This is a genomic window from Dyadobacter sp. 22481 (genome assembly GCF_052044875.1).
Taxonomy (GTDB): domain Bacteria; phylum Bacteroidota; class Bacteroidia; order Cytophagales; family Spirosomataceae; genus Dyadobacter; species Dyadobacter endophyticus.
On the sequence record NZ_JBQENV010000003.1, the window covers coordinates 855,585 to 882,102 of the forward strand.

General features: G+C 48.8%; 24 protein-coding genes. 9 read left to right on the forward strand and 15 right to left on the reverse strand.

Annotation, left to right across the window (positions count from 1 at the left end; translation table 11 throughout):
• Positions 1-8: 8 nt before the first annotated feature.
• The 4 genes from ACTJJJ_RS22285 to ACTJJJ_RS22300 all read right to left on the reverse strand — a co-directional run bounded on the left by ACTJJJ_RS22285 (position 9) and on the right by ACTJJJ_RS22300 (position 3,497).
• Positions 9-1,325: a TolC family protein gene (locus ACTJJJ_RS22285; protein ID WP_440703068.1), complete on the reverse strand. Its 1,317-nt coding sequence runs from the start codon at positions 1,323-1,325 to the stop codon at positions 9-11.
• A gap of 56 nt (positions 1,326-1,381) precedes the next feature.
• Positions 1,382-1,993, reverse strand: a complete 612-nt coding sequence (locus ACTJJJ_RS22290; protein WP_188935770.1) for a TetR/AcrR family transcriptional regulator — start codon at positions 1,991-1,993, stop codon at positions 1,382-1,384.
• Between the two features lie 175 nt (positions 1,994-2,168).
• Positions 2,169-3,158, reverse strand: coding sequence for an FAD:protein FMN transferase (locus tag ACTJJJ_RS22295; RefSeq protein WP_188935771.1), 990 nt, complete (start codon positions 3,156-3,158; stop codon positions 2,169-2,171).
• A 150-nt stretch (positions 3,159-3,308) separates the two neighbouring features.
• Positions 3,309-3,497: a hypothetical protein gene (locus ACTJJJ_RS22300; protein ID WP_188935772.1), complete on the reverse strand. Its 189-nt coding sequence runs from the start codon at positions 3,495-3,497 to the stop codon at positions 3,309-3,311.
• Positions 3,498-3,917: 420 nt separating this feature from the next.
• Here ACTJJJ_RS22300 and ACTJJJ_RS22305 point away from each other — a divergent pair, with 420 nt between their 5' ends.
• Positions 3,918-5,492, forward strand: a complete 1,575-nt coding sequence (locus ACTJJJ_RS22305) for an amidase (protein WP_440703069.1) — start codon at positions 3,918-3,920, stop codon at positions 5,490-5,492.
• 6 nt (positions 5,493-5,498) lie between these two features.
• Here the strand turns inward: ACTJJJ_RS22305 and ACTJJJ_RS22310 are convergent, their stop codons facing one another.
• Positions 5,499-6,956, reverse strand: a complete 1,458-nt coding sequence (locus tag ACTJJJ_RS22310; RefSeq protein ID WP_188935775.1) for a hypothetical protein — start codon at positions 6,954-6,956, stop codon at positions 5,499-5,501.
• 274 nt (positions 6,957-7,230) lie between these two features.
• Between ACTJJJ_RS22310 and ACTJJJ_RS22315 the strand changes: the two genes are divergently transcribed.
• The gene (locus ACTJJJ_RS22315; RefSeq protein WP_440703070.1) at positions 7,231-8,946 is read left to right on the forward strand and encodes a hypothetical protein; all 1,716 of its coding nucleotides are present in this window, start codon (positions 7,231-7,233) and stop codon (positions 8,944-8,946) included.
• Between the two features lie 64 nt (positions 8,947-9,010).
• Here the strand turns inward: ACTJJJ_RS22315 and ACTJJJ_RS22320 are convergent, their stop codons facing one another.
• Both ACTJJJ_RS22320 and ACTJJJ_RS22325 read right to left on the reverse strand, forming a co-directional pair.
• A complete protein-coding gene (locus tag ACTJJJ_RS22320; protein WP_440703071.1) occupies positions 9,011-9,796 on the reverse strand; it encodes an alpha/beta hydrolase in 786 nt (261 codons plus the stop codon).
• Positions 9,797-9,898: 102 nt separating this feature from the next.
• Positions 9,899-10,486 carry a Crp/Fnr family transcriptional regulator gene (locus ACTJJJ_RS22325; protein ID WP_188935781.1) on the reverse strand — a complete coding sequence of 196 codons (588 nt, stop codon included), beginning with the start codon at positions 10,484-10,486 and terminating at the stop codon, positions 9,899-9,901.
• Between the two features lie 198 nt (positions 10,487-10,684).
• Between ACTJJJ_RS22325 and ACTJJJ_RS22330 the strand changes: the two genes are divergently transcribed.
• Together ACTJJJ_RS22330 and ACTJJJ_RS22335 are read left to right on the forward strand one after the other, a co-directional pair.
• Positions 10,685-11,938: an asparagine synthetase B gene (locus tag ACTJJJ_RS22330; protein ID WP_188935783.1), complete on the forward strand. Its 1,254-nt coding sequence runs from the start codon at positions 10,685-10,687 to the stop codon at positions 11,936-11,938.
• A gap of 78 nt (positions 11,939-12,016) precedes the next feature.
• Complete coding sequence (locus ACTJJJ_RS22335; protein WP_188935785.1) at positions 12,017-12,610, forward strand: Uma2 family endonuclease; 594 nt, start codon at positions 12,017-12,019, stop codon at positions 12,608-12,610.
• Here ACTJJJ_RS22335 and ACTJJJ_RS22340 read toward each other — a convergent pair.
• From ACTJJJ_RS22340 to ACTJJJ_RS22350, 3 genes are all read right to left on the reverse strand, one after another.
• Entirely contained in the window at positions 12,607-13,554 is a 948-nt protein-coding gene (locus tag ACTJJJ_RS22340; RefSeq protein ID WP_440703072.1) for a bifunctional helix-turn-helix transcriptional regulator/GNAT family N-acetyltransferase, read from the reverse strand. The genes ACTJJJ_RS22335 and ACTJJJ_RS22340 overlap by 4 nt on opposite strands.
• Positions 13,555-13,722: 168 nt before the next feature.
• Positions 13,723-14,829: a lipid-A-disaccharide synthase gene (lpxB, locus tag ACTJJJ_RS22345; RefSeq protein WP_440703073.1), complete on the reverse strand. Its 1,107-nt coding sequence runs from the start codon at positions 14,827-14,829 to the stop codon at positions 13,723-13,725.
• Between the two features lie 39 nt (positions 14,830-14,868).
• On the reverse strand, positions 14,869-15,288 hold the full coding sequence (locus ACTJJJ_RS22350; RefSeq protein WP_188935791.1) for a 6-pyruvoyl trahydropterin synthase family protein: 420 nt from the start codon (positions 15,286-15,288) through the stop codon (positions 14,869-14,871).
• Positions 15,289-15,465: 177 nt separating this feature from the next.
• Here ACTJJJ_RS22350 and rfaD point away from each other — a divergent pair, with 177 nt between their 5' ends.
• The 3 genes from rfaD (at position 15,466) to ACTJJJ_RS22365 (ending at position 20,443) form a co-directional block, all read left to right on the forward strand.
• A complete protein-coding gene (gene rfaD / locus ACTJJJ_RS22355; RefSeq protein ID WP_188935793.1) occupies positions 15,466-16,431 on the forward strand; it encodes an ADP-glyceromanno-heptose 6-epimerase in 966 nt (321 codons plus the stop codon).
• Positions 16,432-16,624: 193 nt separating this feature from the next.
• On the forward strand, positions 16,625-18,070 hold the full coding sequence (gene sufB, locus ACTJJJ_RS22360) for a Fe-S cluster assembly protein SufB (protein ID WP_188935795.1): 1,446 nt from the start codon (positions 16,625-16,627) through the stop codon (positions 18,068-18,070).
• A gap of 99 nt (positions 18,071-18,169) precedes the next feature.
• Positions 18,170-20,443, forward strand: coding sequence for a cation:proton antiporter domain-containing protein (locus ACTJJJ_RS22365; RefSeq protein WP_440703074.1), 2,274 nt, complete (start codon positions 18,170-18,172; stop codon positions 20,441-20,443).
• On the opposite strand, the gene ACTJJJ_RS22370 is transcribed toward ACTJJJ_RS22365, so the two are convergent.
• Positions 20,433-21,329: a 1-aminocyclopropane-1-carboxylate deaminase/D-cysteine desulfhydrase gene (locus tag ACTJJJ_RS22370; RefSeq protein ID WP_440703075.1), complete on the reverse strand. Its 897-nt coding sequence runs from the start codon at positions 21,327-21,329 to the stop codon at positions 20,433-20,435. The genes ACTJJJ_RS22365 and ACTJJJ_RS22370 overlap by 11 nt on opposite strands.
• A 38-nt stretch (positions 21,330-21,367) precedes the next feature.
• Between ACTJJJ_RS22370 and ACTJJJ_RS22375 the strand changes: the two genes are divergently transcribed.
• Positions 21,368-22,399: an RluA family pseudouridine synthase gene (locus ACTJJJ_RS22375; RefSeq protein WP_440703076.1), complete on the forward strand. Its 1,032-nt coding sequence runs from the start codon at positions 21,368-21,370 to the stop codon at positions 22,397-22,399.
• Between the two features lie 51 nt (positions 22,400-22,450).
• Positions 22,451-22,894: a GNAT family N-acetyltransferase gene (locus tag ACTJJJ_RS22380; protein ID WP_188935799.1), complete on the forward strand. Its 444-nt coding sequence runs from the start codon at positions 22,451-22,453 to the stop codon at positions 22,892-22,894.
• Positions 22,895-22,960: 66 nt separating this feature from the next.
• Here ACTJJJ_RS22380 and trmD read toward each other — a convergent pair whose 3' ends face one another.
• The 4 genes from trmD to ACTJJJ_RS22400 form a co-directional block, all read right to left on the reverse strand.
• On the reverse strand, positions 22,961-23,635 hold the full coding sequence (gene trmD, locus ACTJJJ_RS22385) for a tRNA (guanosine(37)-N1)-methyltransferase TrmD (RefSeq protein WP_440703479.1): 675 nt from the start codon (positions 23,633-23,635) through the stop codon (positions 22,961-22,963).
• Positions 23,625-24,185 (reverse strand): ribosome maturation factor RimM, encoded by a 561-nt coding sequence (gene rimM / locus ACTJJJ_RS22390; RefSeq protein ID WP_188935800.1) that lies wholly within the window; start codon positions 24,183-24,185, stop codon positions 23,625-23,627. The genes trmD and rimM overlap by 11 nt, the downstream gene beginning before the upstream one ends.
• 90 nt (positions 24,186-24,275) lie before the next feature.
• On the reverse strand, positions 24,276-24,854 hold the full coding sequence (locus tag ACTJJJ_RS22395; protein ID WP_188935801.1) for a 30S ribosomal protein S16: 579 nt from the start codon (positions 24,852-24,854) through the stop codon (positions 24,276-24,278).
• A gap of 142 nt (positions 24,855-24,996) precedes the next feature.
• Entirely contained in the window at positions 24,997-26,412 is a 1,416-nt protein-coding gene (locus tag ACTJJJ_RS22400; RefSeq protein WP_426295832.1) for an OmpA family protein, read from the reverse strand.
• Between the last annotated feature and the right edge of the window lie 106 nt (positions 26,413-26,518).

Sequence of the window (26,518 nt, forward strand, 5' to 3'; positions counted from 1 at the left end):
AAGTATCTTTATTTCTGAACCAGTTGCCCCGTCGCTTTTTTCCATTCGAGTTCGGCTTTCAGGATTTGTACGAGCGAGGTCAGGTAATTGCTTTGGGCATCGAGAAGGCTGTTTTCGGCCTGTATTACGTCGGTGAGCGATACGGTACCTTCTTTAAATTGAAGCTGGATTTGCTTGTAAACCCGCTCCGCAAGCGCTACCTGCTCCTTTTTGGCATGGATGTTCTTTTGCTCCACGCCGAACTTGTTCCGCGCATTGTTTTCTTCCATTTGAATGGCCTCGCGCACCTGCCTCAACTGAACGTCGAGTTTCTCCCGGTCGATCTGGTTTTGACTGCGTTTCGCTTTCCTAGCCAGCCCGTCGAATACATTCCAGTTGAGTTGCAAACCCGCCCAGTAACCGGGCACGTCCTGGAAGGTCGAGTTTTCTCCGCCCTGTGCGTAGAACGCCATATTCGCCACGCCGTAGGCATTCACAGTGGGGATCAGCCCGGAGCGTATATTCTTGTCCTGCAACTCGTTAAGATCCTTTTGCTTTTGAAGCAAAGCCACATCCGTACGCCTCGTCTTATCCCAATCGGCATAATCCGGCAGCGTCACATTACGAACGCCAACTAATATACGCACCGTATCATTTTGGGGGATTCCAGTGTAGTATTTCAAAAGGTTGACCAGCTGATTGTAAGTATCTCTCAGCGTCGCCTGCTGTGTTTCAGTGGAAGTTTTGTTAATCAATATCCTGTCCACATCCACGCGCTGGCCAAGTTTATTCTGGTAAAGCAGGGCGGAAACCTTGTAAAGTCTATCCAGCGAAATAAGGTTACTATCCAGAAACGCCATCTGCTGGGCCACGGTAACCAGGTTGTAATAGGCATCCGTCACATTGTAGGCAACATCCTCTTTTGTCCGCGTGGTACTCAGGGAAGTCAGCTCGCGATTCAGGTTAGCCGCTTTCAATGCATATTTCACCGACGGATTATACAGTGCCTGAGTCACTTGCGCGGTTGTCGAAAGATTATAGGGTAATCCGAATGCGAGCGTACTGAACTGCCCTTCCGGTCCGCCGAATGCGCTGGCTGGCACTACTTGTCCCGGAATTTTGAAATACCGCTTGTAGTCCCCCGACACGTTCAGGCTGGGCAACAGTCCAGCGCGCACCTCGTCGATCTTCGCATTCGTTTTGGCTTCATCGAGCCGCGCGGCCTGAACACTGAAATCGTTTTTCATGGCCAGGTCCAGCAATTGGTTGAGGTCGTACTGTTGCGCCTGGGTCTGCTGAAAAAGCATCAGGCATAACATCCCCGTGACATGGAACAGGTGTTTCATGGCTAGAACAAATGTTTATTTTAAATGTTTGTTTAATGAAGTGGCAAAAAAAATGGCTACCCGATCACCAGATAGTTGCACACCATCGCCTTAATGTGCTCCTTTTGTTCTTCCGCGTATTTCTCGAAATCCGGGTCGGTCATCACGAAAAGCTCCTTATGGATTTCTTTCCCCATAAAAATAAACTCGACGCCGCATTTGATCAGTGGAAGGATATTTTCGAGCTGCATGGGCCGCAATGTCCCGTTGGCCGCCCCTTCCTCCAACTGCTTTTTGAAATAAGTCTCCCTGACCTGCCTGAAAATCGACATATCCGGAAAAAGTCTTTGCGGTGATTTGTGGATCTCGTTCATGATGAAAATTATCAGGTCGGGTTCCTTTTTCATCATTTCGAAGTCGTTGTCGATAATCTCCGAGATCTTGGTTTTTATATCAATGTCCTTGTTCAGGATCGCGAGCATGTTCTGAAAGTATTCTTCCAGCACATCTTTGAAAATTTCAAGAAACAACTTCTCCTTGCTTCTGAAATAGTAGTTCGTCAATGCAATATTCATATCAGCTTCCTTCGCGATATCACGCGAGGTAGTGCCGTCAAAACCTTTCTTCAGAAAAACACGCTTTGCCGCCTCCCTTATCTTATCCTCACTTTTTTCTGTAACGCACTTCACGATTCTGGTGTGTTAGGTTTTTGTTAATGATTGCAGCTGCTTAATTGAATCAACGGATCAAAGTTGTGCAATAGAAATAACAATGCCAAATGTTTTAAATGAAAAGTTTAAACAACCATTTAAAATATACATTTGAAACTAATATTTACCAGTTTTATCCAATTCTTATCACTTCCTATTCAAGCATATTCCACTCGGCCGTGCGCTCGCCTTGCTTTTCGACGAGCCACACCCTGCTGCCTTTGAAGTGTTTGAGGTATTTTTTGCTCCTTTTAATGCCCGCCACGCTGAATGCTGTCGCCAGCGCGTCCGCCACCGTTCCGTCGGGGGAGATGACCGTCGTGCGAACGTGAAAAAGCAGGCCGATACCTGTTTTAGGATCAACGATATGCGAGTAGCGAACACCTTTGTATTCCATAAAGCGATAAGTAGGGCCGGAAGTGGCGAGCGCCACATTGGACAGTTGCATGGCTTTCAGCGAATCGCTGCCGTTGGACACATTGATATTCCAGCCCTTCGAACCCGGAGGCGGATCGGTAAGGACGATTTTCCCGCCCGCATCCATCATGGCCGACGTGATGCCCAGTTTTTTGAGCTCCTTAATGGCTTCTTCGGCAGCATACCCTTTGCCGAGACCACCGATATCAAGCCGCATGCCTTTCTGCGTCAGCATAATACTCCGCGACCTGGCGTCCATTTTCAGTTTTGAATAGCCTGTACGCGCCAGCGCATCGCGGATCTCCTCGTCGGGCGGGAAAATTCCTTTACGGGTCGCGTGGCGCCACATCTGCACCACCGGCCCAAGCGTAGCGTCGAAAACACCGCCCGTTTTGGCACTGATGTCCTGTGAAACGGCCAATATTTCAAAAAGATCCTTGCTTACCGGCACCCATCTCCCGCTCCCGGACGTTGCCGACAGCCGGTTAATCTCGCTGCCGTCGCGGTAATCGCTCATAATCTCGTTCAATTCCTCCACCCTCTTGAACGCATTACCCGCCGCGACCTTCGCAATCGAATCATTAGGTGCGTAAAAAACGAGTTTGAAAGGGGAGCCCATCAACCCCTTTTCAAAAGTGTAGCGCATCTGCTGCGCATGTAGCGGGCATAAAGCGGCGGCCAGGCAGAAAAGAAACAGAGGGACTGAAAGCTTTGGAAATGAAGACATTGGAGTAAATACAAATAATTGCATGGCAAATTACTCCATTTCGCGCAATTCGCGGGCCGTGCTGCGGCGATAATTTGTGCCAGGGGCTATAACGACGAAAGGGGGTACGGACCTCCCGTCCATACCCCCTTCGCTTCCGGTACTTATATATTAGTAATCGCTATACTCGTCAATCCAATTGCTCTCCTCAGGTTGATGATGTGCATTAATAGCATCTTTAATCAGTCCTGCACCTATGAATGGCAGGGAAACAACAGTCGAAATAATCATCGCGAAAAACATAATAGTTGCAAAAAATAACTTCCCGGAATACCCAACAACGCTTGATAAGAAGTTCATACTAATGCAATTATTTATACTAAAATTCATATATCAAAGTTAAAAAAATAACCGTGCCAATCCAATAAATATGCTTATTTTAGGATATAATTTAATGTTTTACAGGCATTTTATTACAAACCTGAAAGGACTAGTAGCAAGGGTTCTACAAAGCCAAGAATCATTTCCCACTAAATGTAACCGAACATGAAATTAATTTTACACCAACATGCTTGCCCTGATTCATGAGTAAATTTTTTGTGGCTTTACTAAGAGTTATTTTTGCCGCCATTCTCGGTGCCGCCGCGCTACTTACTACCATTATTATATCGCCCCTTCTCCTGATTATGTGGATCTGGAAAATTCTCACGGGGACGCCTCCCCGTCGGTAAAACAGGACTTCCTATATTGCAGGTAAACAGAACCTGTCCAATCACGTTCATGAAAAGAAGAAACTTTATCCGGCTTGGCTCGGCAGCGGGGGTGTTTGCCGTCATGCCCGCATTTGCCTGGCAGCCCGCTCCCTCCGTATATGCGGAAATGACCGTAGCCGAAATGACCAAACGCATGCAATCGGGCAGGCTTACTTCGTTAGCATTGACGCATCACTACCTCGACGAAATTGCCCGCACCGACAAGGCAGGACCAAAACTTGCTTCGGTGATCGAGCTTAACCCTGACGCGCTGCGCATTGCGGCCTCGCTTGACAAGGAGCGTAAATCGGGTAAAATCCGCGGGCCGCTGCACGGCATCCCGGTTCTCATTAAAGACAATATCGACACCGCCGACCAAATGAAAACAACTGCCGGCTCGCTGGCGCTGCTTGATAATGTGGCTTCGAAAGACGCGTTTCTCGTAACGCGGCTCAGGGAAGCCGGAGCGGTGATTCTGGGCAAAACCAATCTCAGCGAATGGGCCAATTTCAGGTCGACACGGTCGTCGAGCGGGTGGAGCAGCCGCGGCGGGCAGACAAGAAACCCCTATGTACTGGACCGATCCCCGTGCGGATCAAGTTCCGGCTCGGCGGTGGCGGTGGCCGCCAATCTTTGTGCCGTGGCGGTAGGCACAGAGACAAACGGTTCCATCGCCTGCCCGGCGTCGATGAACGGCGTCGTCGGCATTAAACCGACCGTCGGGTTGGTAAGCCGGAGCGGCGTCATCCCCATTTCGAAAACGCAGGATACTGCCGGCCCATTCGGGCGGACTGTCGCCGATGCGGCCGCACTACTCGGGGCCATAGCCGGCCGGGACCCCGCCGATCTTACCCAACATACAGCCTCACAGCAGCTACCCACGGATTATGCCGCGTTCCTGGATGCCGATGGCCTCAAAGGCAAGCGTATTGGAGTCGAAAAGACGATGCTGAAAAAGCATGAGGGAATAGACGACCTATTGGCTAAGGCTTTGGAACAAATGAAAGCTGCCGGCGCCGAAATTGTGGAAATCGAGTACATGAAGGTGCAGCAGCTGCCGGGGGCGGAATCGCTGGTGTTGCAGTATGAGTTCAAGGATGGGATCAACCGCTATTTGTCCAAGTCCAATGCGAAAATCAAGTCGCTGGAAGGCCTTATTGCGTATAACAAGGCCAACAAGGCAAAAGTGATGCCGTATTTCGGTCAGGAGCTTTTCGAAACGTCCCAGGCGAAAGGCGATTTAAATACGAAAGAATACAAAGAGGCACTGGAAAAAATCAATAGCGTGGCCGGCACATTGAGCGACCTGCTCGATAAACACCGGCTCGACGCATTATGCGGCCCATCCACCGGTGCAGCCTGGTGCATCGACCTCGTCAATGGCGATTTCTGGACCGGTTACGGTTCCTACGGTCCGGCAGCGCTATCCGGCTTCCCGTCGATTACATTACCGATGGGCATGCTGAGCGGCCTGCCGGTAGGCATTTCCTTCCTCGGCAAGGCTTACCAGGAACCGGAGCTGATCCGCATCGCGTATGCGTACGAACAGGCGTCGCGGAACCGCGTGGCGCCGGAGTATGTGCGGAGTGTGGGGAGGTTGTGACGCCCCTCACCGCGCCAGATACCTTTCATAAAAGGACCCTTTCTGCCCCAGAAACTGATTGGCTTCCTGCTCCGAATAAACGGCTTTGCCCAGCTGGTAGAAATCCTCGTATTGATTATAGGGATAAGGCGTGAATTTCACCTTATCGGGGAAAAGTGATTGCATGATAACATTTTCCGTCAGCGCCCGCTTGATGTGCGATAAGGGAACGACCAAGCCCAGCACGAGGAAAATAATGATCGGGTAAGCGACGCGCATTTTATACCAGCCGGGGTGCTCTTGCGCCCATTCGGCAAAGCGGTGCAGTATAAAAAGTGACAACAGCGTGAGTACGGGCGTGCTTCCGCGCAGGAACCAGTCGTTCCATTTACCCATCCGGAAAAGGGATATCATGATCAAGAGCAGAAAAAGGCCGTGGATCACCGGAGCGTACTGGCTTTTGTGTAGCTTCAAAATGAGTACAATGCCGTAAAGTACCGCAAGGTCGATCACCACGCCAAAGAAATAGTGGAATGCAATTTCATTCAGCGGATTGAACTGCCAGATAAAACCGGACACAACGGAGTTTTTGCCTTGTAAAAAGAAAAAGAAGGTCGGTATAAAAAGCAAACCTGGCAGGAAAAGGTCGAGCATCGGCCTTGGGTTGAGAAAATACCGGGGCTCCTTGTAGTAGCGCAGGACGATCAACATCCCGAAGATGATCACGAAAACGATTGACGGGAAAATGCCCCAGATAAATATGGAGATGACGGCCAAAAAGCTCTTTTCAGGCTTTTTGAGATATACATAGTCATTGAAAAGAATGCATGAGACGATGATGATCGGTATGAGCTGGTTGGGAGCCCATTGCGTCTGGTAAAGAACCGGCCATATTTCGGTGAAAAACGGCGGTACGTGGTAATTGAGACCGATCGCACGCAGGAAAAGCACTTTGGTAACATGCCCCACCCCACCCAGCGAAAGGAAGAAAACCAGCGAAAGGTAGCTTTTACGCGTAAAAATAAAGATCCAGCAGATGCCTATAAAAAGGCCAACCGACGCCCACAGATATAAGGCAATGCCCGAAAGTTCGCCCAAACCTTTCGAAATCAGCGCTGGAACCAGAAAAAAGCCGAAGTAATGGCAGGCATAACGGCCATTCTCCTTAAAAGTAACCGGCCACGACTGATTGTAAAGGGTGTAGTATTTCGAATTGTGTGCCCAGAAATCAAATGCCTGGAAACAAAAGCCCCCTATCCCCGAAAACGCAATAATCGCCAGTGAAATGAATGCAATCTCGACCATATGACGGGGAGCAAGGTCGGTTTTCAGCGTCTTTTCCCGCTGGTAGCTGATGAAATACATAACCGCAAGCCCCACGACCAGACATACCGAAATGGGCATCCTGAACCAGCCGATTGAAAAAATCAGGTTGGGAAGCAGCAGATAACCCAGACTTAAATTGCGCAGTACAGTTGTTTTCATTCAGTTCCCTATATTCAACGGGCAGTTCCAAAAAGTGTTTTCAATGAAATCCGACAAAACTACTAGAAATATCTTGTCATCAGATACTGACAACCCCTTGCTTGTAACCGTTGCAACGTTAATATCATTTTAGTATTAAATATACCAAAAATCGAATGTAGGGAAGCAGGATAGTTCGCAAACGGCCTACCATTTATCCCGCGGGATCGTCACAAATTGCAAGTAACCCGCAGTGTTCCGAGCCTTTTCTGCCCAAATACCTAATCCGACCTTCATGGACAGAAGACAATTCGTAAGGAACAGTACACTGGCACTCTGCACATTACCTGTTATGCGGGCACCCAACGACCGGTTTGCCCGTCACATTCAGTCGGACTCCATGCCCGATTGGCTTCAGACGTTGGTGAAACAGGCCGACAAGAGCATTGAATCCTTGCTGACTTTTCAAACAACAGACTCCAAAAGCCCGGACCTCGGTGGTTTGCGCGATGGTTTCGACCTGCTGAATCCGCATAGTACGGCCGCATTGATCCAATATGGCGCGAGCGGCTTGTTTTCGCCGGGCTCTAAATTCTACCGATCCAAAGAACTGCTCGCCAGCATGGACCTGGCCGCATTGTACCTGATCAAAACCCAACATAGCGACGGCACCATTGACCTGCTTTCGACCAACTTTCATTCGACGCCCGACACCGGTTTCCTTGTGAAGCGACTGACGATGGCGTATAGGCTCATCGAACAATCGGGGACGGAAGGTGCCGACAAAATGCTGCTCAACCTGAAAACGTTCCTCGTACGCGGGGGCGACGCGTTGAGCGTGGGCGGCATTCATACGCCCAATCACCGCTGGGTAGTGTCGGCCGCACTGACCAAACTGAACGAGCTCTGGCCCAATCCCAAATATGTCGCGAGAGCAGAGCAATGGCTGGCGGAGCACATCGATATCGACCGCGACGGGCAGTATAATGAGAAGAGCACATTCATTTACTCCTCTCTTAGCGACCGGCTGCTTATTACTATTGGCAAAGGCCTTAAAAAACCGGAGCTCTTCGACGCCGTCCGGAAGAACCTCGACATGACGATGTATTACGTGCATCCTAACGGCGAAATTGTAACAGACGCTTCCGGGAGGCAGGACAAGGCCATTGTGGGCACGCTTGAAAACTACTATTATCCTTACCGTTACTTTGCCATCAAGGACAGAAACGGCGAGTATGCTGCTATGTGCCGCTTAATCGAAAAGACCGCCGCCATGAAAACGGCGGGTTTTCTGGATTACTTCCTAACCGATCCTTCGCTTTGGGCCGAATTGCCCGCCGATAAACCGGTGCCCGTCGATTATGTCAAAACTTTCCCGAACTCAGGCCTCGTGCGCATACGCAGGGACCGCTGGGACAGCACGCTCATCGCGAATAACCCGGTCTGGTTTACATTCATGAAGGGCAATGCAGTGTTGCAAGGTGTACGGTTTGCATCTTCTTTTTTCGGGAAAGGCCAGTTCCAATCTGAGAAAATCATTGAAAATGGGAAAGAATGGGTCCTGACGCAGAAACTCGACGGCCCTTATTTTCAGCCTTACCCGAAAGAATCCATTGTTGCGGATGGCGACTGGGAGAAAATGCCGCGGAATTTTCGGCCCCAAAGCGAGGTACAGATCCTCGAAACAAAGGTAATGATCCGGGAAACTCCGGGAGGAATGGAAATCGAAGTGGCAACGAACGGTACCGAACGTGTTCCGGCTGCATTGGAACTGATTTTCAGGCCTGGCGGAACGCTCAAAGGTGTTTCCAAAATTGAAAACACCAAGGATTCGTGGCTGCTAAAAAAGGCAGCCGGCTCTTATGAATTGGGGGGTGACACCATTTCTTTCGGTCCGGGGCTGGCGCTGCACAAGAACATCGCACTACGGGGAGCCTTGCCGGCTATGGAAGCACCTACTGTTTTTCTCACCGGCTTTACGCCCTTCAAGCATGTGATCCGCTTTTCGTGAGGCTCATTCTAAAACTGTTTCCAACCCTGGCGGCGGCCGCTACGCCTGGGCGTCGAATCAGTTCTTAATGTTTGCTGATCCAGTCGAGGATGTAATCGGCATCTTCTTTCCAGGTAGGCTGACCTAAAACGAAGTGGTTACGGCCAGGGAACTCTTTGTAATCCAGCACCGAGCCGTTGTTTTTGTAGGCTTTGAAGTTGCGGAGATTCAGTGAGGCAGGGATAATATTGTCGAATTCACCCGAGGTAATCAGCAATGGGGCGTGTGCTTTTTTGAAATCCACTTTGGCTGCGGAAGTAATACCGCCGCGGGCTACGGTTTTGGATTCGGGGATCACGTTCTCTTCCCAGGTTTTCATTTGTTCTTCGAGCGTCATTCCGTTGGTGAAAGCATATTGCCAGTCGGCGAGCGACATGAGGTAAGTTTTTTTCAAAGAGGTAAACAACCCGAACACTTTATAACCCGCTTTCAGGAAGGAGAATTCGTAAGGGATCACGCCTTGTGGGGGAACTGGGTGGATGGCGATACCTGCAACGCCTAAATCACGGTTAATCAGAATTTGTGTGATCAAACCGCCCAGAGAATGGCCGATAATGATCGGTTTTTCGGGTAATGCTTTGATGAAATCGGCATAATGGTCGACCAGCTCTTTGAATGTCAGACCGGCCAGTGCGGTATCGTTGGGTTGTCTGTCTCTCAGTTCAGCTGCGGGTGCATCTTTGTGGGGCCAGGCCGGTGCGTAAGTGGTGTAACCCTGGTCTTCAAAATACGTTTTCCATTGGTCCCAGCCATTGTGGCTTACGAATGCACCTGTTACAAATACGACGGTTTTGGTGTTATTGGCTTTCATGATTTCTATCGGTTAAAAGTTGATTTTCTTTCTCGTTCAATCTTTGAACATGACAAAATTCAGCACAAAGCCAGACTATATTCTTAACCCAAGTTAAGATCGTCATTTACCCACCATTCTTTTTCTGATCCGGCTCAAAGAAGGTGCCTGAATGCCCAGATAAGAGGCTATATGGTACAACGGGACGTTGTTAAAAATGTCGGGATGGTTCTGGATCAGTTCGAGGTAACGCTGCTCGGGCGTACGGAACATGAATTCCTCGGCACGGTTCATGGCCAGGTTAAATGCAGTTTCCGCCACCAGCCGACCGAAACGCTCCCAATGGTGTGACCTACCATATAATTCATTGAGATGATTTATATGAATGTACAGTACGGTCGACTCCGTCATCGATTCCGTATAATAGCTACACGGCGTTTGTGTTACGAAACTCTTATACGCTACCACCACTTGGTTCTTTGAAAAGAAAAAGACATTCTTCTCGTCCGCCGATTCGTCATCTATATAGTAAGTCCGGAACACACCGTCGAGGATAAACCCCAGGTACTTGCAAACATTTTTGTATTCATTATAAAACTCTCCTTTCCCGTAGGTCTTTCGTTGCCAGTACGGGGCCGACAATTCAAATGCTTCGGCATCGATCCCCGCGAACTGATTGAGGGCGTAGTTCAGGATTTGTGTTTCGGTCATGAGTTATGCAGGTGGTTGACGTATATTCCAAAAATAGCCAGCAAATGCATTATTTCCGAATCGAATCGGGCACTAGCCCACCGGGACCGGGATATTCATACAAAAACCTCATTACCAGCCACCTAAAATGCCGATTATTCGTTAAATTTGATTACCTCCCCTGACGATGCAGCTTCGGACCTCAAACGTTTCTTAACTATGCTGAGAAAGATTCTACCGCTCGTGCTGGTTTTCCTGGCGCAGGTCTGTCTGGCAAACCAGATCCTGATACCGATGGACAATACGCAAACCAACCATTTGAAGGCATACGGACTGGCTTACATTCTGCTGAAAGGGGATATTGAAGTCGATTGGCTGCTTAATTACCGGGGTGGTAGTTTTAAAATCCAATACAGCAAATCGATTGAAAATGAGTGCAAACTGAGGGCGGTTTCCTATGAAGTGCTTTCGGAGGCGGCAAGTGCCCAGATCGTAAACGAGATCAGCAATCCGAATGTGAATATGGATGTGGTGAAACTGTTCAAGGCGGCGAAAATCGCGGTGTACTCGCCGATCAAGATCAGTCCGGCCGAATTTGAAAATACCGACGCGGTGTTACTTGTGCTCAAATATGCCGAAATCCCTTTTGAAGTCATTTACGACGAAGAAATACTCCGCGGCGACCTTCCCAAATACGATTGGCTGCATTTGCACCACGAGGACTTCACGGGGCAATTCGGGAAAAACCTGCGCCGTACCAGTGAGGCCGATATCAAAGCCCAGGAAGCCATTGCCAGTCGTTATGGTTTCTCCAAAGTACCCAAAATGAAACTTGCCGTCGCCAAGGCCATTAAAGAGTTTTGCGCGGGCGGGGGCTTTCTATTCGCCATGTGCTCCGGCGCCGAAACGTTCGATATTGCCCTTGCAGCTGAAGGCGTAGACATTGTGGATAACCTCGACGGCGACGGCATAGATCCCGACGCCCAGTCTAAGCTGGATTTCGACAAGACATTCGCATTCTACAATTTCAAATTGCAACTTGACGAGTACGACGGGATGAATTTCTCGGATATCAATTCCGCGGCCGGCCGCTACCGGGGCTGGGGCGAAAACGATGCCTATTTCTCCCTATTCGATTTTTCGGCTAAATGGGACGTGATACCCGCCATGCTCGTGCAAAACCACGAGCACCTGATCCGCGAGTTTTTCGGACAAACCACCGCATTCTCCAAATACACCGTCAAACCGAGCTCGCTCGTCATGGGCACCAGCAGCAACTCCGACCGCTACATCTACGGTGAACTTGGTCGCGGGCAATGGACCTTCTACGGCGGCCACGATCCCGAAGGCCGCGGCGGAGGTGGTCGCCGGATGCCAACCGACCTGAACCTCTATCCCAACTCGCCGGGTTACCGGCTGATATTGAACAACGTGCTGTTTCCTTCCGCTCGAAAAAAGAAACGGAAGACCTGATCATTCAGAATGGGCATCTGCTCATCCGTTGTTGACTTCCGGTGGTATTTTGGGTAGATTTACTTAAAAGAACGCGCTATGCCCACAATCGTAACAGATATCAACGAACTAGACCTAAGCGGAACTTATACTTACGCCGATTATTTGCTTTGGCATTTCAAGGAGCGCGTGGAACTGATTAAGGGGAAGATTTTTAAGATGTCACCCGCGCCGAGTACCCGGCATCAGCAAATCTCAGCGAAATTACATTTGAGGATAGGTGGCTATTTTGAAAACCATTACTGTCAGGCTTTTTTCGCTCCGTTCGATGTAAGATTGCCTAGAAAGGACCAAAATGTCGCGGATCAAAAAATCTACACCGTGGTACAACCGGACCTGTGTGTAATATGCGACGAGGCAAAATTAGACGAGCGTGGTTGTTTAGGAGCGCCGGATCTGATCGTTGAAGTACTTTCTCCCGGCAACTCGAATACAGAGATGCATAACAAGTTTGAATTGTACCAGGAATCCGGCGTCCGGGAATATTGGCTTGTTGAACCGTCTCAAAATGCGGTGTTGGTATACGTGCTCGATAAGACAGGAAAATATGTGGGATTGCAGCCAGCAGTTGAATCGGTACAATCGTCCATTTTTCCCGAGCTAAAAATCGATTTGGAAAAGATATTCAACTAGGAACCCAATCCCAGCTCCATCTTAATATCCGCCCGTTTGAAGTTATGCCCCGTAAGCGGCACTTCTTCAAATCCCAGCTTTTTGTAGAGATTAATACCTGCCGCCGAGCCTCTCCGGTTGGAATACAGGATCACTTTGCTCGCTCCCAGCTCCCGCGCCTTCTCAATCACTGCATTACCCAGCAAATCGCCGATCTTTTTCCCCCGCATGCTTTTTGAAACAGTCATTTTGCTCATTTCAACTACATCGCCGTTGCGCTTTAACGCGCAGGTACCAACAGGCTCATCGCCGTACAGCGCGATCAGGATCGCGCCGCCGTCTTTCAGATAATAGGTTTCGGGATTGGAAAGCGTCTTCTCATCTTCCGGCTCTACTTCATAGGTCTCGGAAATCCAGGCGTAGTTTAGGTCGTAGAAGGCTTGTGCATACTCCGGTGTGTAGTCTACAATTCGAATGGCTGCATTGGTCTCCTCGTTTTCCATTCTTTTGTAGCGCTCAAAAAATCCTTCTTTGTTGAGTTGATATTCTGTTTCGTCCATAGCTTGCAAAAGGTTATTTGCATTATCGATAATCTGTTCCGCAGTTTTCCGGATTTTCCCCCAAACAGGCTGCATTTGCTCCACCAGGGCCTTGGCTTTCCCGGAAAGTCGCACCATACGTTTCCGTTCGTCGCGCCCGTCCTTAAATGACTCCACGAGCCCTTCTTTTTCCAGCTCCTTTAAAAGACTAATCGTGGACGGATGCGCGTATCCGATTTCCTCCGAAAGCTCCATAATACCCAAAGCTTCCTTCGCATGAAGCGCATAAATGACCGGAAACCATTTCGGTTCGAAGTTGATCCCATTGTGCTGGTAAATGAGCACGCCGTCCTTCCGGAACTGATCGCTCAGCCGCTGCAAACGCGTTGAAATTGCCAGAGCGCCTACTTCATTGAAGATGTTCATTTCAAAATATCATATTTTAAGTTCAAATATACGTAGACAGCTACGTAATTGCCAAACAGAGATACGTTTTGTGCTGCCTTTTTGTTTAAAGTAATTAATAAAAGGAAAAAACGATGGACACAACGATGGTTACGGCAGACTTCCAGGCACTTCCTGAGGATTTGAAAGTTATTGGAGATATTTAACTATTAAACCGCCTGTCCGTTCAGAAGCTCCCGCACCTCCTACCAACTCCGCAAGGCGTTCATAATCCCGCATTTGCCCTACATTTTTATCGCCGCCAGGCACAATGCATTTCAGCTCCGCCACGAGATTTTCTTCATTCAACTCATCCTGGATCAATTCCCGCACAGCCTCTTTCTCCAATATCAGATTTACCAGAGAAATAAACGGAATGCGGATCAGCCGCTTGGCCAATGCATACGAAATAGTGCTCGTGCGGTAGCAAACCACCTCCGGTACTTTGAGAAGAGCCGTTTCCAATGTAGCCGTACCCGAAGTCACGAGTGCCGCGTCCGCGACTGACAGCAGATCATAAGTACTTTCGTATACAATCGCAGTCTTGCCGCCGGATAAATGTTGATCGTACAATGTAGAAGGCAAATTCTTCACACCTGCAATCACATATTGATACTCCGGGAAATGCTTTTGTGTCGTCAGCATGGTGTCGAGCATGCCGATGATCTCCTGCTTGCGACTGCCCGGAAGCAATGCAATGATGGGCCGGTCATCGAGGTGGTGTTTCCGGCGAAAATCGGCATCGGGGCGAAATGCGGCAATAGCATCCATGAGCGGGTTGCCCACATAATCCACTTGGTAATCGTATTTTTTGTAAAAATCGATCTCGAACGGGAAAATCACGAACATGTGATCCACATTGGCCTTGATCTTCCAGGCGCGTTTCTGATTCCACGCCCAGACTTTCGGAGAAATGTAGTAGAACACTTTCAGCCCCTTAGACTTTGCAAATGATGCAATGCGCAGGTTGAAGCCCGGATAGTCGATGAGGATCAATGCATCCGGCTCATAATCGAGGATATCAGCCTTACATTTTTTGAGAAAACCGGTAATCGTCCGCAGGTTCATGACCACTTCCAGGAAACCCATAAAGGCGGTGTCCTTATAATGAGTTACTAGGCTCATACCCTCCGCCTCCATCATATCGCCGCCCCAGCCCCTGAATTCCGCATCCGGATCACTGGCCCTGATACCCTTGATCAGGTTGGAACCATGCAGATCCCCAGAGCGCTCGCCCGCGATCAGGTAATATCTCATAAACGACCGGCTGTCGATAGTCGGCCGGCGGCAGTCAACCTATTCCCCATAATACTCCACAAAGTTCTTAGGTGTCTCGATCAGCTTTATATAATGCAGTTTCGCATTCGGCGCGGCCTGCGCGATGGACGGTTCGAGGATATTCCAGATTTCCATCACGAATATTTCGCAGGAAGCCATCTTGCCTTGCATGAAATCCACGTCAAGGTTCAGGTTCTTGTGGTCAACCTTGTCGACGATCTGCTCTTTCATGATATCGCCCAGCACTTTCAGATCAATCACAAAACCCGTATCCGGATCCGGCTTCCCTTTTACGGTAACAATCAGCTCAAAATTATGCCCATGCCAGTTGTTGTTGGCGCAGGGGCCAAATACTTCCTGGTTTTTCTCATCAGTCCACGCCGGATTGTAAAGCCGGTGCGCCGCATTGAAATGCTCTTTTCTTGTTACGTAAATCATAAAACTTCCTGCCACTTGATAATTCTGGCGCAAAATTACACCTTGTATCCGTAGTTTTGTTTGTTAACAAGAGGATAACTAAAAAAAATCCTATTTCGATCTTAAAATTTAAGAGTAGATCGACGTGGTTCGCTACTCTTATCTGGCATTCTTTTTACCGTTTAACATATAATCTAGATGATTATCGTAACAGGAGCAGCCGGCTTTATTGGCAGCGGGCTTATCAGCCGCCTCAATCAGGACGGCTTTAAAAACATTATTGCAGTGGACGATTTTTCCAAAATCGAGAAAGCAGAGAACCTCGAAGGAAAGATTATCAAGGAAAAAGTAGAAAGGAATGCACTTTTCGAATGGCTGGATGCGAACAACCGCGACGTGGAATTCATTTTTCACATCGGCGCGCGTACCGATACCACGGAATTCGACAAGGAAATTTTTGATGAACTGAATGTAAATTATTCCAAAGGCATTTGGGAGAAATGCGTAGCATATCAGATCCCCCTCGTGTACGCTTCGTCCGCAGCTACTTACGGGTTGGGCGAGCACGGGTACGACGATAATGAATCGACGATCGGCCAGTTGAAACCACTAAACCCCTATGGCGATTCCAAAAACGAATTCGACAAATGGGCATTGGCGCAGGAGAAAAAGCCTTTTTTCTGGGCCGGCCTGAAATTCTTCAACGTTTACGGGCCTAATGAATACCACAAAGGCCGGATGGCCTCGGTGATATTCCATGCTTATAACCAGATCAATGCGACGGAGAAAATGAAGCTTTTCCGCTCTCATAACCCGGATTTTAAGGATGGTGAGCAAATGCGTGACTTCATTTATGTAAAAGACCTGATCGACGTCTGCATTTTCTTCATGCACCACCGCAAAAACTCGGGTATTTACAATCTCGGAAGCGGTAAGGCGCGGACTTTCAAAGACCTCGTTACCAACACATTCCTGGCAATGGGTAAGACGCCGGACATTTCGTTTATCGATACTCCGGCCGATATCCGCGACAAATACCAGTATTTCACCCAGGCCAATATGAGCAAGCTGCGCTCGGTAGGATATACCCGTCCGTTCAGCAGCCTGGAAGACGGTATCGACGATTATGTAAAGAACTACCTGTCGTCAAAAACCTATTTATAACGCTTTTCGCGTACCAAAAAACAAAAGACGCGTCTGGCCAGGCGCGTCTTTTGTTTTAATCGGTCGAAAACCTATTTCCACCTTCAGCTACCGTAATCTCCACAATTTTCCGTATTTTTGACCTTCTGATTAAACTCAATCCCACTTCTCTGTGTTAGCATTATACCAACCAGAGTGTGACATTATTACGACTATGAGCAAAGAAGAAGAATTGTTGGAGGAAATCACCAGTTCGGAATACAAATACGGCTTTGTAACTGACATTGAGGCAGATGAGGCCCCTCCGGGTCTTAATGACGATATTGTCCGGTTTATCTCTGCCAAAAAGAATGAACCCGAATGGATGCTGCAATGGCGCCTGAAAGCATATCATTTGTGGCTGACTATGGACGAGCCGAAATGGCCGAATGTGCATTATCCGGCTATCGATTTCCAGGCTATCAAATATTACTCTGCGCCAAAGAAAAAGAAGGCGGTGGAGAGTATCGACGACATCGATCCCGAGTTGCGCAATACTTTCGAAAGGCTGGGAATTTCTTTGAATGAACAAAAAAGGATTTCCGGCATTGCCGTTGACGCGGTAATGGACTCCGAGTCGGTCTTCACGACTTTCAAGGATACGCTCAAAGAAAAAGGCATCATTTTCTGCTCCATCAGCGAGGCAATTCGTGAGCATCCGGAGCTTGTGAAGAAATACCTGGGCTCGGTTGTACCTCCGAAAGATAACTACTATGCAGCCTTGAACTCGGCGGTTTTCTCCGATGGATCATTTGTATATATCCCCAAAGGCGTTCGCTGCCCGATGGAGCTTTCGACTTATTTCCGTATTAATGCGGCCGGAACAGGGCAATTCGAACGAACGCTGATCATCGGCGACCAAGACAGCCACGTGAGCTACCTCGAAGGTTGCACAGCGCCAATGCGTGATGAAAACCAGCTGCACGCTGCGGTGGTTGAAATCTTCGCACACGACAATGCAAATGTTAAATATTCGACCGTACAGAACTGGTACCCAGGCGATAAAGAAGGGAAAGGCGGTATTTACAACTTCGTGACAAAACGCGGCCTTTGCGACGGCCCCAATTCGAAAATTTCCTGGACACAGGTTGAAACCGGTTCTGCGATTACCTGGAAATATCCTTCGGTGATCCTGAAAGGCGACAATTCGATCGGTGAGTTCTACTCGGTAGCTGTAACCAACAATATGCAGCAAGCCGATACGGGCACGAAAATGATCCACATCGGTAAAAACACAAAAAGCCGGATCGTTTCCAAAGGTATATCTGCCGGAAAGAGCCAGAACTCTTACCGCGGTTTGGTTCAGGTGTTCAAAAAAGCGGAAAAGGCACGCAACTTCTCGCAATGCGACTCCCTGTTGCTCGGCGATAAATGCGGCGCGCATACCTTCCCTTACATTGAGGTAAACAACCCGTCGGCCACCGTAGAACACGAAGCGACCACTTCGAAGATCGGTGAAGACATTCTTTTCTATTGCAACCAGCGCGGTATTCCTACCGAACAAGCCGTTGCATTGATCGTGAATGGCTATGCTAAAGAAGTATTAAACCAGCTTCCGATGGAATTTGCCGTCGAAGCGCAAAAACTACTGGAAATCAGCCTGGAAGGAAGTGTAGGTTAAAATTTCCTATAAGATAAAACACAGAAAGCCTTTGATTCGTCGAAGGCTTTTTGTATTTTATTCATCTTAGTAAATTTTCCATCAACGATCCACCCCTTCATGACGCACGTTCCACAACTAATCATTGACCTATCTTTAATACTCACGATGGCGGGTATCATTACCCTGATCTTCAAGAAATTGAAGCAGCCTGTCGTGCTGGGTTACATTTTGGCCGGGTTACTTGTTGGTCCCAATTTCCATTTGTTCCCCACCATTACCGACATCAAAACCATCGAAATCTGGGCGGAGATTGGTGTGATATTCCTGCTCTTCAATTTGGGTTTGGAGTTCAGTTTCAAAAAACTGGTCAAAGTAGGCAACACGGCCGCCATTACCGGTTTATTTGAAGTCTCGATGATGCTGGGAACCGGCTTCCTGACGGGCCAATTGCTCGGTTGGAGTAAAACAGACAGCCTTTTCCTGGGAGGTATCATTGCCATTTCATCCACAACCATTATTTTCCGGGCATTTGATGAACTGGGCCTGAAAACCCAAAAATTCACCCGTGTGGTAATGGGGATTCTGGTTATAGAGGACCTAACCGCCGTGTTACTCATGGTCTTGCTGTCGACATTGTCCCTCAGCCAGCAGTTTGCAGGATTTGAATTAATCCAATCGAGCTTAAAACTCTTCTTCTTCCTCACAATCTGGTTTCTGGGCGGCATTTTTGTGTTCCCTACCCTGCTGCGGCGCTACCGGCACCTGATGAACGACGAAAGCGTGCTGATCACCTCTGTCGCGCTTTGTTTCGGAATGGTATTCCTGGTAACCCAGGCCGGGTTCTCCGCTGCATTGGGTGCGTTTATCATGGGTTCTATTCTTGCAGAAACTACGCATGCGGAGAAAATCGAACATTTGCTGAAACCGGTGAAGGACCTTTTTGGGGCTGTGTTCTTTATCTCCGTGGGCATGTTGATCAACCCCGGCTTATTGCTTGACTATGCGGTTCCGACGGCCATTCTGGTGCTCGTTGTAATATTCGGGAAAACCATGTTCGTTACACTAGGGGCGGTAATTTCCGGTCAGCCGCTAAAAAAATCGCTGCAATCAGGTATGAGCTTGTCGCAAATCGGCGAATTCTCGTTCATTATAGCCAATCTGGGCCTATCACTGAAAGTCACGAGTGGATTCCTTTACCCGATTGCCGTGGGAGTTTCCGTGATCACGACATTTGCAACACCCTACATGATGAAGGCCTCCGAACCACTGTATGAATGGCTGGACAGACGCTTGCCCGAAAAATGGCGGCTCTACCTGAACCGGTACAGCACCAGTACCGAAACCATTGTGCACACCACACAATGGAACCAAATCCTTAAATCTTACGCCCAAACGGTGATATTAAATTCGGTTGTTGTAGTCGGGATCATCCTCGCGTCGTCGCGCCAGCTCGCGCACCAGTTGCATACACGTGTACCCGAAACTTTCCTTACCAACTCGGTGCTATTTGGCATTACATTCCTCTTGATATCTCCGTTTTTGTGGGCGCTGGTTTTCAAAAGGGGCAACAGAAAAGCCTATTCCGCCATCTGGCTGAGCCGCAAATACAGCCGCGGCCCGCTTTTGCTGCTTGAACTTTCGCGGGTGATAATCGCCATTCTGCTAATGGCCTTCCTGCTCAATTCATTCTTCTCGACAAAGACCGCATTCATTGTAGCGGGCGGCATTATGGTACTGGGGTTCGCCATTTTTTATCAAAGGCTTCAACAGTTTTACCACAAAATCGAAGACCGGTTCTTGCAAAATCTCAATGCAAGGCAGCTTGAAGGAAGTGGTAAATCTAAAAGGATCCTGCTCCCCTGGGACGCGCATTTCGCATTCCTCGAAGTAAGTGCCGACTCCACCATGATCGGTAAAAGTTTGCAGGAGCTCAAAATCCGGGAAAGATTCGGAATTAACGTAGTGCTGATCGAGCGGGGAAGCAAGACCATCCACTTGCCCCGGCCCACCGAGGTGCTCTATCCCTGCGATCGCATTGAGGTAATCGGCACGGACGATCAGCTCGATGTTTTCAGAAGCCACATTGAAGTCAGTACGAATGGCGATGTGTATATGGCACACGAGGATAATATCGCACTCGAACGCGTTGAAGTGAAGACCCAGCACAATATCCGCGGCAAAACCATCCGCGCAAGTCAGATCCGGGAAATGACGCACGGCATGATCGTCGGCCTGGAAAGGAACGGCGAGCGTATTCTCAACCCGGATTCATCTATGGTAATTGAGAACCAGGATGTGCTATGGATCGCAGGCGACAAGGAGCTTATCAAGGAATTTATTTCCAATAAACCGGCCAATAACGAGGAAGAAGTCGAGGTGGCTACGCCCTGATCAAACCTTGCAATCCGCCGGTATGCACCGCTACAATCGTTGTTCCGGCTTTGAAATAACCATTTTTAATGAGGTCGAAAAGGCCGTAAAACATCTTGGCGGTATACACCTGCTCTAATTGGATATCAAATTCGGCCCGGAAATCTTGCATGAATTTCAGCAATTCATCGTTCCATTTGGCATAACCGCCGAAGTGAAAGTCGGTGAGCAATGTAAGGTGCCCGGGCCGCTTATATTCGTGCAGAAGCTCATGAATGTCTTTACTGAGAAAATCTCCGCCTTTTAATGCGGAAAAAGCAAGCACATCAGCTCCCGCCGAGAGGATCCCTGCCGCTGTACCGCCCGTCCCGGCTGCTGTTGCCATGAAGTCCGGCATTATTCCTAGCTGACCTTTTACCTCGCCGACCATTTCGGCGACGCCTTTCAGCGCGAGCCCGGTAGTACCTCCCTCAGGAATCATATATGGATTTCCATACTGCTCCGAAATCCGTTTGAGATAGTCTTCCGAATTGCGCTGCCTGTATTCTTCCCTCGTTACGAAATGTAACGCCATCCCTTGCTCGCGGCAAAATCGCAGGGTCGCATTTTGCTCACGTTCCAGTTCCAAGCCCCTTACAATGCCGATTGTATCCAGGCCTAGTGCGCGTCCCGCTGCCGCTGTTGCGTATAAATGATTGGAATACGCCCCGCCAAAAGTCAGCACTGCCTTTTCGCCACCGGCCTGTGCTTCGAGTAAATTGTATTTCAATTTCCGCCATTTGTTACCCGAAACAGTCGGGTGAATGAGGTCGTCGCGTTTGATAAACAATTGTACCGCCGCCCGCTCAATATCTCCATTAGAGAGCCGTTGCAGGGGCGTGGGTATCGTTGGACTTAGTAAATCCACTTATTTTGATAATTTTGTTGATAGTAACTCCAAAAAGAATGTCCGTAGAACTTGTTGATATTGCCTCGGAAGAGGATGATTTATTTGAACATTACCGCATCGTCGCCGACAAAGGTCAAAGCCTGATGCGGCTGGACAAATTCCTGAATCTTCACGTAGCCAACGCTTCCAGGACAAAAATACAAAACGGGATCGAAGCGGAGGCCGTAAAGGTGAACGGCCAGCCGACGAAGGCCAGCTACAAGGTCAAGCCTTTGGATGTGATCACGCTTTCGCTCCCAGAGCCTCCGCGCGACACGGGAATTGTGCCGGAAGACATTCCGCTGAATATCGTGTATGAGGACGACGTGCTGATGATCATCAATAAACCGGCTGGAATGGTTGTTCACCCGGCTTACGGCAACTGGACAGGCACGCTGATCAACGGTTTGGTATATCACTTCCAGCAACTGCCAACCGGCAGGAACGGTGAAGGTCGTCCCGGACTGGTGCACCGTATCGACAAAGACACATCCGGCTTGCTCGTGATCGCGAAAACCGAATTCGCCATGACTTTCCTGGCCAGCCAGTTCGCCGATCATTCAATTGAACGAACCTATCACGCGTTGATCTGGGGTGAACCCAAAGCCGAAAAAGGAACCATAACCGGTCACATCGGGCGCAGCGTGCGCGACAGGCGCGTCATGGACATATACGTAGACGGGAGCCAGGGCAAACATGCGGTGACGCACTACGAGGTTATTAAACCGCTTCGCTATGTGTCGCTGATTAAATGCAACCTCGAAACCGGTCGCACTCACCAAATACGCGCGCATATGAAGCATATTGGCCACCCGATCTTCAATGATCCGATGTACGGAGGCGACAAGATCCTGCGGGGTGTTTCGAGCGGCAGTTACAAGGCGATGGTCGAAAACGGATTCAGCCTCATTCCGGGACAGGCATTGCATGCAAAATCATTAGGTTTCATACATCCAACGACGCGGCAATGGATACAATTCGACACCGATCTGCCGGAAGGGTTCCAGGCCATCCTCGAAAAGTGGGAAAACTATGTGAACTCTCAGTAGGAAATAGTATATTCTCGATTCTTAACCTTTCTAATCAATAAAACGCTTATCATGAATATCTCGACCAGGCAGGGAACAGCTGAGGATATACCAGCAATTTTTGAATTGGTAAAAGAGCTTGCGATCTACGAACGGGCCTTGAACCAGGTGACCAACAATGTTGATAAAATGACCCGGGATTACAACGAAAAACTGTACGACTTTTTCGTTGCCGAAGTGGATTCGAAGATCATCGGGCTTTGCCTGTACTACTATCGTTACTCGACCTGGAAGGGAAAACGGCTTTACATGGAAGATATAATCGTAACCGAATCGATGCGTGGCAACGGGATCGGTAAGATTTTATTTGACGCAACGGTGGTTGCTGCAAAAAATGTAGGCTGTACGGGAATGATGTGGCAGGTGCTCGACTGGAATACGTCGGCGGTTAATTTCTACCGCAAATACGGCACCAATTTCGATAATGAATGGATTAACTGTAACCTGGATTTTTAAGCGATTACAGGCATAGTTAGGGGTCGGACCGCGTAGGTCGGGCCCCGTAGGCCGGGCCGCCCGTTGTCATTGCAACAGGTCCGGCCTTCTTTCCTTGGTTCTTTTGAGCGATTGCTCGTAACGCCACTCCTCGATTTTCGCTTCATGCCCCGACATGAGGATCTCGGGTACTTGATGCCCTTCAAAATCGGCCGGGCGGGAATATACCGGAGGCGCCAGGAGATTGTCCTGAAATGAATCCGTCAACGCGGAAGTTTCGTCATTCAAAACGCCGGGAATAAGGCGAATAATGGCGTCTGAAAGTACAGCGGCGGCGAGTTCTCCGCCCGAAAGTACGTAATCCCCAATACTGATTTCTTTGGTCACAAAAAGGTCACGCACACGCTGATCGACGCCCTTGTAATGCCCGCATAGCATCATCAGGTTTCCTTTTAACGAAAGCTGATTCACCATTCGCTGCTGCATTTGCTCGCCGTCCGGGGTGAGGTAAATGATCTCGTCGTATTCCCTTTCACCCTGTAATGCGCGAATGCAGCGCGCGATCGGCTCGATCTGCAACACCATTCCGGCACCGCCGCCGAATGCGTAATCGTCGATCGTACGGTGCTTATTAGTCGAGTAATCGCGGATGTCGTGGACTACCACTTCCACGTGATTTGCCTGCTGCGCCCGTTTCAGGATGGAATGCGCGAAAAAGCTGTCGAGCAGGTTCGGAACGCAGGTCAATATATCAATCCGCATCATCGGGAATGCTTTCTGATGAGTTATCGAGATAAACTTCCAACAGGCCCTCCGGCAGATTTACAAGCAGTGATTTAGCCTCCTTATCAGCTTTAATCACAATATCATTGGCTGTTGGGATCAGCACTTCCGAGCCCTGGTAATCCATCGCGATCAGGTCCTGACCATTCAAAGCATACACTTCGCGCACCACGCCAAGCTCGCCTTTCGTTTCGTCTACCACCGTGAAACCTTTGATTTCATGATAGTAAAACTCGTCATCGCCGAGCTCGTTCAGTTCTTCCAGAGGCAGGTAAAGCGAGCTTCCCACGAGCGCCTGTGCTTTTACGATGGTATCAACATCCTCAAAGGTCACAATCGCATTGCTTTGCTTCTGCAAGTTGATGTCTTCGATAAAATAAGGCACCAATTCGCCTTTGATTTCGATATAAACCGTTTCTAGGTCGTCATATTCGTCCGGATAATCCACATCCAGATAAATCACCACGTTGCCGGCAGTGCCGTGGGTCCGTACGATATAGCCCAATAAATAACAGTTGTCCTGTGTCATTTGCGGGATTTAATATTTTAGTTCTGTATAAAACAATATGAGTCTGTGCGGAATACCGACAGACCCATAAAGCATGTATGTAACATTAAATTATTCTGCTGACTCTTCTGCGGCCGGAGCTTCTGCTGCTGCATCCGTTGCGTCGATAGCAGCTTCGTCGGTAGCAGTTTCTTCAACCACTTCTTCGCTAGCTGGCGCTTCTTCCACAGGAGGAGCATTTTTCTTGGCGATCGCCTCAGCACGAGCGTCGTTAACTTTACGTTCAGCGTCGAGTTTTGCTTTCTTGTCAGCCTCTTTCTGCGATGCCAGTGTATCGGCAGCAGTAGCTTTACGATCTGTTTTCGAGCCTTTCCACTCTTCGAAACGTGAATCTGCAACTTCTTGCGAGATAGCACCTTTCAAAACACCTACTTGCAAGTGCTTGCGGAGCAATACACCTTCGTGTTGCAAAATTGAACGGGCTGTATCCGTTGGCTGAGCACCTTTCAAAAGCCAGTCAACTGCTTTGTCTGATTCCAAAACGATGGAAGCAGGGTTGGTACCTGGGTTGTAGATACCCAATTTTTCGATGAAGCGACCATCACGTGGTGCTCTGGCATCTGCGACTACGATATCATAGATCGCTTTCTTTTTGCGTCCCCGACGCGCTAATCTTATTTTAACTGCCATTTGTGAATTTGTTATGGTTGGGAGCTCGTCCCGTAATTAAACAGGGTGCAAAGGTACGCAAAACTTTCCTGTTTTTAAATAGAGGCAAACAAAAAAGGGAGACAATTTCTTGCCTCCCTTTTCAGTGTATTTCCCTAAACTACTAGCGGCGGAAACCAGCCGGGTAAGTAGAGCGGATTGTATTGTTAGGCAGAATCTTGATCTCAACACGACGGTTGGATTGAAGACCTTCCACCGTTGTGTTTTCTGCGATCGGACGATATTCACCGTAGTATTCAGTAATGATACGGCTAGGATCTGTCAAACCAGCACGAACCAGGAAGCGTTTTGCTGCATCCACACGACGACGTGACAGGGATACGTTGTAGCTGTCGGAAGCACGGGCATCCGTGTGACCTACGAGTACGATGCGGCAGTTGGTGCGCATGTTCAGGAGCTCAACTACTTTGCTAAGTGTTTCTTTCGATGGGTTGCGGATGATAGCCTTATCGGTATCGAATTCAATGTTACTGAACAAGGCTTCGCATTCGTCTTTCGGCAGGTTGTTTTTGATAGCGTCACGGATGATCTTGTCGATATCCAATGCTACCCCACCCCCTGAAACGATACTACCAGCAGGTGTATTCGCTTCTTTGTCGAACAGGTCGGCTACACCGTCACCATCAGAGTCAGTATAAAGACGTGGGTCAACCGGCTTAGGCATGTTAGCTTTCGCGATTGAATCCGCATCGTTCATAGTCGGGTTGTAAGGTACAGGGATCAGCTGTTGTGGGTTAGCCCAACGCAGGTGGTAACGACCCGCGGCTGCATCGTATTTGCCATCTTTGGCTCTTACCGCGTTCTTACCAAGCTTGTAGGTAAGCGCCAGTGACAGCATTCCGTAAGCATCGTTTTTCGAATCACCTTTTGCAAACGTCCAGATTCCCTGTTGGCTATCGTAGTCGCTCAATCCTCCAACAGTCGCATCCAGCTTCTCTGTATTCACAAAGTTATGGGTGTAATCCAGACCAAGGTCGAACCGTGAGCTAAGTTCGTAGTGAACGGTAAAACCAACCGGCACTACCCATTCGCGTGTGTAAGTGGATCCGTTTCGTTCCCATTTACCAGCTGTTTTCGAACTGGCATCGGTGTTGGTGGAAAAATGTTTTTCAGGACCTCCTTTGGTTACGTTGGTGTAGTCTACGTCCGTGTGGTAGTAAATGATACCACCTCCCAAATGCGCATCTACTTTCCAACGGCGCAATTTGTTGTAACCGAGCAGCAAACGGTTCACGTTAAGTGTTCCGTCCAATGTCAATTGAACAAATGATGGGCTGTTGAAAGTGGCACTGTAAGTATCACCGCTCAGCGAGCTCTGGTGATTGTCCTTGGCTCCCTGAAGACGGCCGTTGTAACCCGTCAGCTGGATACCCCAAAGCGGCGAAAGCTGCTTGTTGACTGAAAGCCCCCAACCACCTGTTAATTCTTCCCGGTCTCCACGCTTGAAGCCATTGTACTGGGTCAAATCTCCGAAGAATTTTGTAATACCTCCGTAACCTGTGATCGACCAAGTATTCATTTTGTTGGGTCCATCATACGTGCGATTTTGAGCGTACGTATTGTAACTCAGGAGGGTAGAACAAAGTAAAGCAACGTAAAGATTCTTTTTCTTCATGGGAAACACG

Excerpts from the sequence above, each read along its gene's own strand:
- sufB (WP_188935795.1), top strand. The coding sequence starts at position 16,625 with ATGAGCAAAGAAGAAGAATTGTTGGAGGAAATCACCAGTTCGGAATAC.
- rfaD (WP_188935793.1), top strand. The coding sequence starts at position 15,466 with ATGATTATCGTAACAGGAGCAGCCGGCTTTATTGGCAGCGGGCTTATC.
- rimM (WP_188935800.1), bottom strand. The coding sequence starts at position 24,185 with ATGACACAGGACAACTGTTATTTATTGGGCTATATCGTACGGACCCAC.
- ACTJJJ_RS22335 (WP_188935785.1), top strand. The coding sequence starts at position 12,017 with ATGCCCACAATCGTAACAGATATCAACGAACTAGACCTAAGCGGAACT.
- ACTJJJ_RS22305 (WP_440703069.1), top strand. The coding sequence starts at position 3,918 with ATGAAAAGAAGAAACTTTATCCGGCTTGGCTCGGCAGCGGGGGTGTTT.
- ACTJJJ_RS22330 (WP_188935783.1), top strand. The coding sequence starts at position 10,685 with ATGCTGAGAAAGATTCTACCGCTCGTGCTGGTTTTCCTGGCGCAGGTC.
- ACTJJJ_RS22320 (WP_440703071.1), bottom strand. The coding sequence starts at position 9,796 with ATGAAAGCCAATAACACCAAAACCGTCGTATTTGTAACAGGTGCATTC.
- ACTJJJ_RS22315 (WP_440703070.1), top strand. The coding sequence starts at position 7,231 with ATGGACAGAAGACAATTCGTAAGGAACAGTACACTGGCACTCTGCACA.
- ACTJJJ_RS22295 (WP_188935771.1), bottom strand. The coding sequence starts at position 3,158 with ATGTCTTCATTTCCAAAGCTTTCAGTCCCTCTGTTTCTTTTCTGCCTG.
- ACTJJJ_RS22400 (WP_426295832.1), bottom strand. The coding sequence starts at position 26,412 with ATGAATACTTGGTCGATCACAGGTTACGGAGGTATTACAAAATTCTTC.
- lpxB (WP_440703073.1), bottom strand. The coding sequence starts at position 14,829 with ATGAGATATTACCTGATCGCGGGCGAGCGCTCTGGGGATCTGCATGGT.
- ACTJJJ_RS22340 (WP_440703072.1), bottom strand. The coding sequence starts at position 13,554 with ATGAACATCTTCAATGAAGTAGGCGCTCTGGCAATTTCAACGCGTTTG.
- ACTJJJ_RS22395 (WP_188935801.1), bottom strand. The coding sequence starts at position 24,854 with ATGGCAGTTAAAATAAGATTAGCGCGTCGGGGACGCAAAAAGAAAGCG.
- trmD (WP_440703479.1), bottom strand. The coding sequence starts at position 23,635 with ATGCGGATTGATATATTGACCTGCGTTCCGAACCTGCTCGACAGCTTT.
- ACTJJJ_RS22365 (WP_440703074.1), top strand. The coding sequence starts at position 18,170 with ATGACGCACGTTCCACAACTAATCATTGACCTATCTTTAATACTCACG.
- ACTJJJ_RS22300 (WP_188935772.1), bottom strand. The coding sequence starts at position 3,497 with ATGAACTTCTTATCAAGCGTTGTTGGGTATTCCGGGAAGTTATTTTTT.
- ACTJJJ_RS22325 (WP_188935781.1), bottom strand. The coding sequence starts at position 10,486 with ATGACCGAAACACAAATCCTGAACTACGCCCTCAATCAGTTCGCGGGG.
- ACTJJJ_RS22285 (WP_440703068.1), bottom strand. The coding sequence starts at position 1,325 with ATGAAACACCTGTTCCATGTCACGGGGATGTTATGCCTGATGCTTTTT.
- ACTJJJ_RS22375 (WP_440703076.1), top strand. The coding sequence starts at position 21,368 with ATGTCCGTAGAACTTGTTGATATTGCCTCGGAAGAGGATGATTTATTT.
- ACTJJJ_RS22350 (WP_188935791.1), bottom strand. The coding sequence starts at position 15,288 with ATGATTTACGTAACAAGAAAAGAGCATTTCAATGCGGCGCACCGGCTT.
- ACTJJJ_RS22380 (WP_188935799.1), top strand. The coding sequence starts at position 22,451 with ATGAATATCTCGACCAGGCAGGGAACAGCTGAGGATATACCAGCAATT.
- ACTJJJ_RS22310 (WP_188935775.1), bottom strand. The coding sequence starts at position 6,956 with ATGAAAACAACTGTACTGCGCAATTTAAGTCTGGGTTATCTGCTGCTT.